The following is a 6,000-nucleotide window of genomic DNA, read 5'->3' as shown; positions in this document are numbered from 1 at the left end:
TTGGGGCTGCTACGCAGCCCAGCGGGAGCAAGCTCCCTCGCCACAGGTTTCGTGTTCGGCTTTATTTCTCTTAACTGGCCGGCATTAGGCCGAGCGGCCCTTTCTTTTATTGCGGATCGCTTACCGCGAGCGCGGCTGTGTCACGCGGTCCACCAGGTAGACCAGCCCGTGATAGTCGATCCCGCCATGCTGGCTGAGGCCGATTTCACAGGTGCGGCTGGTGGAGATGCCTTCGCTGCAGTACTGCACGGCGTCCTTGAGGGTGCGCAGTGAGTGAGCGTTCAACTCCGGTGTGGTGAAGCCCTTGTCGCCGGCAAATCCGCAGCAGTGAATGCCTTCCGGGATCACCACGTTTTTACTGCAACGTCGGGCCAGGTCGATCAACGCCTGGCTTTCGCCCAGGTGCTGGGTGCTGCATGTCACGTGTACGGCAATGGGGGCTTCCTGGGGCGTGAACTCCAGTCGATCCATCAAATGGGTGCGAATGAAGCGCACCGGGTCGTAGAGGTCCAGGCGTGTCTCACCCAGGTCTTGCACCAGGCGCAAGGTGCAGGGGCTGGTGTCGCAATAGATTGGATCGAGCCCGCCACGACTGGCGTGCAGCAAGGCGCCAATCAGTTCCTGGCGCTTGTGTTCGGCCTGTTCGGCGTAGCCTTTGGAGGCGAATGGCTGACCGCAGCAGAGGCTGTCCAGGTTGTCCGGGAACACCACCTGATAGCCGGCCTTTTCCAGCAGGCCACGGGTCTTGTCGTGCAGCGACATTTGCTCGGTGTCGGCGGCTGCCGGGCCCATGACCCGCGACACGCAGGCCGCCAGGTACACCACGCGCGGACGCGCATCGTCGAGCGCCGGACTGAAGCGGATGGCCCGCTCCGGTTGGGGCATGGCGTTGGTCCACTGGGGGATGTTGCCGTTGGACAGCTTGCTCAACGCGGCCGAGACCTTTGCCAGTCGAGGCGCGCCCAATAGCTTTCGTGCACCGTTGGCCACATGCAGGGTCAGGCGGGCGCCTTGCAGTACCGTGGCGAAGTTTTCTTCGAGCAAGGTCGCCGTTTTCTGATGGGTTGCGGTGCGGCCGCGCAGTTTTTTCACCAGTTCGCCGGTGTTGATGCCCACGGGGCAGCGCTGGGCGCACAGGCCTGTGGCGGCACAGGTGTCGAGGCCCTGGTATTGATAGGCCGCTTCCAGTTCCGAGGTGTCAATGCCGGCGCGTTTCTTCGCCTGGATGTCACGCCAGATCACGATGCGCTGGCGCGGGCTCAGGGTCAGTCCCTTGGACGGGCAGACCGGCTCGCAGAATCCGCACTCGATGCACTTGTCCACAATCTCGTCGGCAGCCGGCAAGGGCTTGAGGTGTTTGAGGTGAATCTGCGGATCCTCGCTCAGGACCACGTCCGGGTTGAGGATGCCGTTGGGGTCGAGCAGGCGCTTGAGTTGCCACATCAGTTGATAGGCATCGCTGCCCCATTCCAGCTCGACGAAGGGCGCCATGTTGCGGCCGGTGCCGTGTTCGGCTTTCAGCGAGCCGCCAAACTCCACCGCGACCAGTTGCGCCACGTCGTCCATGAACGCTTGATACCGTACGACTTCTTCCGGGCTGTTGAAGCCTTGGGTGAAGACGAAGTGCAGATTGCCTTCCAAGGCGTGGCCGAACAGGATCGCTTCGTCGTAGCGGTGCTTGTCGAACAGCGCGATCAAGCGGTTCACGCCGATCGCCAGTTGCTCCACGGGGAAGGTGACGTCTTCGATGATCACCGTGGTGCCAGTCTTGCGCACCGCGCCGACAGCGGGGAAGGTGTCCTTGCGAATCGCCCAGAGCCTGGCGTTTTCCGCTGGGTCTTCGGTGAAGTCGACCTGTTTCTCCACCGGGAATGGAGCCAGTGAAGACATGATCTGCGCCAGTTGCTCATGCAGCAGCGAGGAGGACGCGGCGCGAGACTCGATCAGCAGCGCGCAGGCGTTGGCCGACAGTTGCTGGACGAAGGCTGGCATGCCGGGTTTGTCCTGCACCGAGCGCAGGCTACGGCGGTCCAGAAGCTCCACCGCCGCCACCGGCTGGTGTTTCAGCACGGTCACCGCGTTGCAGCAGGTCTCCACATCGGGGAAGACAATCAGCGCCGAGGCTTTGTTCGGGTGGTCGATCACCGTGTCGTAGGTCACTGCGCTGATAAAGCCCAGGGTACCTTCGGAGCCCACCAGCAGGTGGCTCAAGATATCCACAGGCTCGTCGTAATCCACCAGGGCATTGAGCGACAGGCCGGTGGTGTTTTTCAGACGGTATTTGTGGCGGATCTTCGCGGCGAGTGTGGCATTGGCCCGGGTCTCACGGCCCAGGGTCGCCAGACGCTCCAGCAGTTCGGCGTGGCTGTCGCGAAAGGCCGCGACGCTGGCGGCATCTTCAGTGTCCAGGCGGCTGCCATCGGCCAACACCAGGCGAATACCGGCCAGGGTGTGGTAGGTGTTTTGCGCGGTGCCGCAGCACATGCCGCTGGCGTTGTTGGCGACGATACCGCCGATTTTGCAGGCGTTGATCGAGGCCGGATCCGGGCCGATCTTGCGCCCGAACGGTGCCAGCCAGGCGTTGGCCTGGGCGCCGATGACCCCAGGTTGCAGACGGATCTGCGTGCCCTGGCCACGGATTTCCCGACCGTTCCAGTTATCGCCCAGAACGATCAACACCGAGTCGCTGATGGCTTGCCCGGAGAGGCTGGTGCCGGCCGCGCGGAACGTCACCGGGACCTGATCGCGCTGGGCCAGTTTCAGCAGGGCAACCACTTCGTCTTCGGACTCGACGCGGATCACCAGCTTAGGAATTAGCCGATAGAAGCTGGCGTCGGTGCCAAAGGCCAGGGTCGAGAGCGGGTCGTCGAAACGCCGCTCCCGGGGGATCAGTTGCTGCGCATCGCGCAGGAAAGCCGCTGGTAGGGTCATTGGTCCTCCAGGATCAGCACCACCAGGTCTTTCGGGCCGTGGGCGCCGTAGGCCAGGACTTGTTCGATGTCGGCGGTTTTCGACGGGCCGGACACCAGCAGGGCGTTGGTTGGCATGCCTTGGGCCCAGTTGAACTCGCACTGTACCTGATAGAAGTTGTCGCGAATTTCACTGGCCTTGAGCAGGGCGAAATGCACCGGTGGCACCAGGCTCATCAGACGTGGTTCTTCGCGGGTCGGCCAGAGGATCAGGCTGCCGGTAGCGGCGATGGCACCGAGGGTAGTGGTCAGGCTGGCCGGGGTGTCGTTGAACAGCTCGGCTTTCCATTCCTCGACCGGACGGTCGTAGGCTTTTAGCGTCGGCAGGTCGGGATGGTTCGCCCAGTGTTGCGCGACACGTTGCCCGTGGGGTGTCGCCGGAGCAATCAACAGGCTCGGCAATTGGCGCTCGCGCAGCAAGTGTGCGAGCAACTCGGGCCAGCCTTCGCCAGACGTCAGGTGGATTTCGGTGTGCACCGCTTCCATCAGCTTGCGCAGCTGCGGGATGCGTTGTTCGGCGGTGTAGGTGTAGAGCTCGGTCACCAGTGCTTCGTCGAAGTTGTCCGCCACCGGTGTGGTGCCGGTCAGGCTGTTGCGCAGCTTGGCGAGGATGTTCTGCTTGGCGCTCATCGGCGATCTCCCTGTTTGCCCAGATGCTCGCGGGCCATGTCGTGCAGTGAGCGGGCGGCGGGTTTTGGCGCACTGTGGTTTTGCGTCCAGGGGCCGACGTTATTGGGCGTGAGGGCGCGCAGGCGCGTGGCGAAGAAGCCGAACAGGCGATACAGGGTCGGCGAGCTGTTGAGTCTGGCCCAGGCGTTCCAGATGAAACGCTCCTTGCGCGAGTACTTGCTGCCCTGGCCACGCATGACTTGATGTGGGCTGTCGGGGGCCTTGACGTTTTCTTCGCGCAGGCGCCGCAACAGGGCCGGGATCGGAATCTTGACCGGGCAGACTTCACCGCAGGCGCCGCACAAGGACGACGCGCTCGGGTGGTCCGGGACTTTCGCCAGGCCGACCATGTGCGGGGTGATGATCTTGCCGATCGGGCCGGGATAGACCTCGCCATAGGCGTGGCCACCGATGCGGGTGTAGACCGGGCAATGGTTCATGCAGGCGCCGCAGCGGATGCAGTTCAGGGTCTGGCGCAATTCGCTGTCGGCAAAGGCCTGGCTGCGGCCGTTGTCCAGCAGCACCAGGTGCACTTCTTGCGGGCCGTCGAGTTCATGGGCTTTGCGCGGGCCGGAGATCATGTTGACGTAGGTGGTGATCGGCTGGCCGAGGGCCGAGCGGGTCAGCAGCGACAGCAGCGGCACGACATCGCGCAGGTTTTCGACGACTTTCTCGATCCCGGTGACGGCAATGTGCACGGGCGGCACGGTGGTCGACATGCGACCGTTGCCTTCGTTTTCCACCAACAGCAGGGTGCCGGTCTCGGCCACGGCGAAGTTGACGCCGGAGACGCCGATGTCGGCCTCGAAGAACTTCTGTCGCAAGACTTTGCGGCCGATCTGGATGAGTTGGTCAACGTCCTTGGTGTACTCCACGCCAAGTTTGTCGTGGAACAAGGACGCGACCTGACCGGCGTTCTTGTGGATCGCCGGCATAATGATGTGTGAAGGCTTCTCGTGGTCGAGCTGGACGATGAATTCGCCCATGTCCGATTCCAGGCATTCAATGCCCTGTTCAGCGAGGACATGGTTCATCTCCATCTCTTCGCTGACCATCGATTTGCCCTTGATCACTTGCCGCGCCTCGTGAGCGCGGATGATCGAGAGGACGATGCCATTGGCCTCGTCCACCGTTTCCGCCCAGTGCACTGTCACACCGTTGCGGGTCAGGTTCTGTTCCAGTTGCTCGAGCAGGTCGGGCAGCTTGGAGAGCGCGCGAGCCCGGACGGCATTGCCCAGGGCGCGCAGGTGTTCTCTTTCATGGGCATCGCTGAAGGACGTTGCCCGCTTGGCCATCAGTGAATCCATCGCACTGCGAAAGTTGTTTCGCAGTTGCTGGTCGCCAAGGGCCTTGTGAGCCCGGGCGCGAAAATCTTCTTCGACGGTAACCGTCGGAATCAGCGTGGAAGTGCTCATGCAGCACCTCCCGTACGTTGCCAGAGGAAGCTGGCCAGGTGTTGGCCGCGCAACGCTTCCTGCTGTTTTTCCAGTGAGCCATTGATGTTCATCAAACAGCCACAGTCCGCGCTCAGTACCTGGTGTGCGCCGGATTCCTTCAGGGCGCGGGTCTTGTCAGCGACCATCGCTCCGGAAATGTCTGGCATACGGACGCTGAAAGTCCCACCAAAGCCACAGCATTCGCTTTCATGGCTGTGGTCGACCCGTTCCACATTGCCCAGCTGCGCCAACAACGCGCGGCCGTGCAGGTGGGTGTTCATCTCGCGGCGTGCCGAGCACGAGGTGTGCAGGGCGACCTTGACCGGTTCGCCGCTGTCCTTGAGCTGCACCTTGCAGACGAAGAGCAGGAATTCAGCCAGTTCATAGGTCCGTGCCGCCAGGGCCTGGACCTGTTTCAAGGTGTCCGGCTCGTCCTTGAACAAGTCGGCGTAATGTTCGCGCAGCATGCCGGCGCAGGAGCCCGACGGCACCACCACCGGATAATCCCCGGCAAACAGCGCCAGTTGCGAGCGCGCCACGGTCCGGGCCTGTTCGGTGTAACCCGAGGTGTAGGCCGGCTGTCCGCAGCAGCTTTGCCCTTGCGGGTACTCCACGCGAATGCCTTCGCGTTCGAGCAGGTGAATCGCGTCCATCCCGGCTTCGGGATAAAACAGGTCGACCACACAGGTGCCGAACAGGTAGACCCGCTGCGGTTTTACGCTGGGGTACTGGCGCGGTTCTGGCAGTGGCGGGGCGACACGGGTCGCGTTCGGCACAGCGTTGTAAAAAAGCTCGCTCATCAGGCGTGTCTCTCGGCCGGTTATCCGTCCGCTGAGGCTGCTGACTGTAAAGCGCAAAGCTTTCAGCAACCTTGCAGACCGGGTTGTGAGTCGCAGACGCCGGGTTCAAGGCCCGGCGTCGGTTTT

At 62.8% G+C, this 6,000-nt stretch carries 4 protein-coding genes; all 4 read right to left on the bottom strand.

All coding sequences use genetic code 11. The features are described 5' to 3' along the window. Nucleotides 1–120: 120 nt before the first annotated feature. Genes AC3WQN_RS17375 through AC3WQN_RS17360 form a run of 4 tightly spaced genes read right to left on the bottom strand, consistent with a single transcriptional unit; the run spans nucleotide 121 to nucleotide 5,874 of the window. Nucleotides 121–2,931, bottom strand: coding sequence for an FAD-binding and (Fe-S)-binding domain-containing protein (locus tag AC3WQN_RS17375; protein WP_103401030.1), 2,811 nt, complete (start codon nucleotides 2,929–2,931; stop codon nucleotides 121–123). Continuing rightward, nucleotides 2,928–3,599 carry a LutC/YkgG family protein gene (locus AC3WQN_RS17370; protein ID WP_103401031.1) on the bottom strand — a complete coding sequence of 224 codons (672 nt, stop codon included), beginning with the start codon at nucleotides 3,597–3,599 and terminating at the stop codon, nucleotides 2,928–2,930. The genes AC3WQN_RS17375 and AC3WQN_RS17370 overlap by 4 nt, the downstream gene beginning before the upstream one ends. After that, on the bottom strand, nucleotides 3,596–5,053 hold the full coding sequence (locus tag AC3WQN_RS17365; protein ID WP_103401032.1) for a LutB/LldF family L-lactate oxidation iron-sulfur protein: 1,458 nt from the start codon (nucleotides 5,051–5,053) through the stop codon (nucleotides 3,596–3,598). The genes AC3WQN_RS17370 and AC3WQN_RS17365 overlap by 4 nt, the downstream gene beginning before the upstream one ends. Further along, the gene (locus AC3WQN_RS17360; RefSeq protein WP_103401033.1) at nucleotides 5,050–5,874 is read right to left on the bottom strand and encodes a (Fe-S)-binding protein; all 825 of its coding nucleotides are present in this window, start codon (nucleotides 5,872–5,874) and stop codon (nucleotides 5,050–5,052) included. Before AC3WQN_RS17360 ends, AC3WQN_RS17365 begins: the two co-directional genes overlap by 4 nt. Nucleotides 5,875–6,000: the final 126 nt, after the last annotated feature.

This window comes from Pseudomonas sp. FW300-N1A1 (assembly GCF_058789115.1).
Note: the sequence above shows the minus strand (reverse complement) of the source record. Positions and strands in the feature narration are given on the sequence as shown.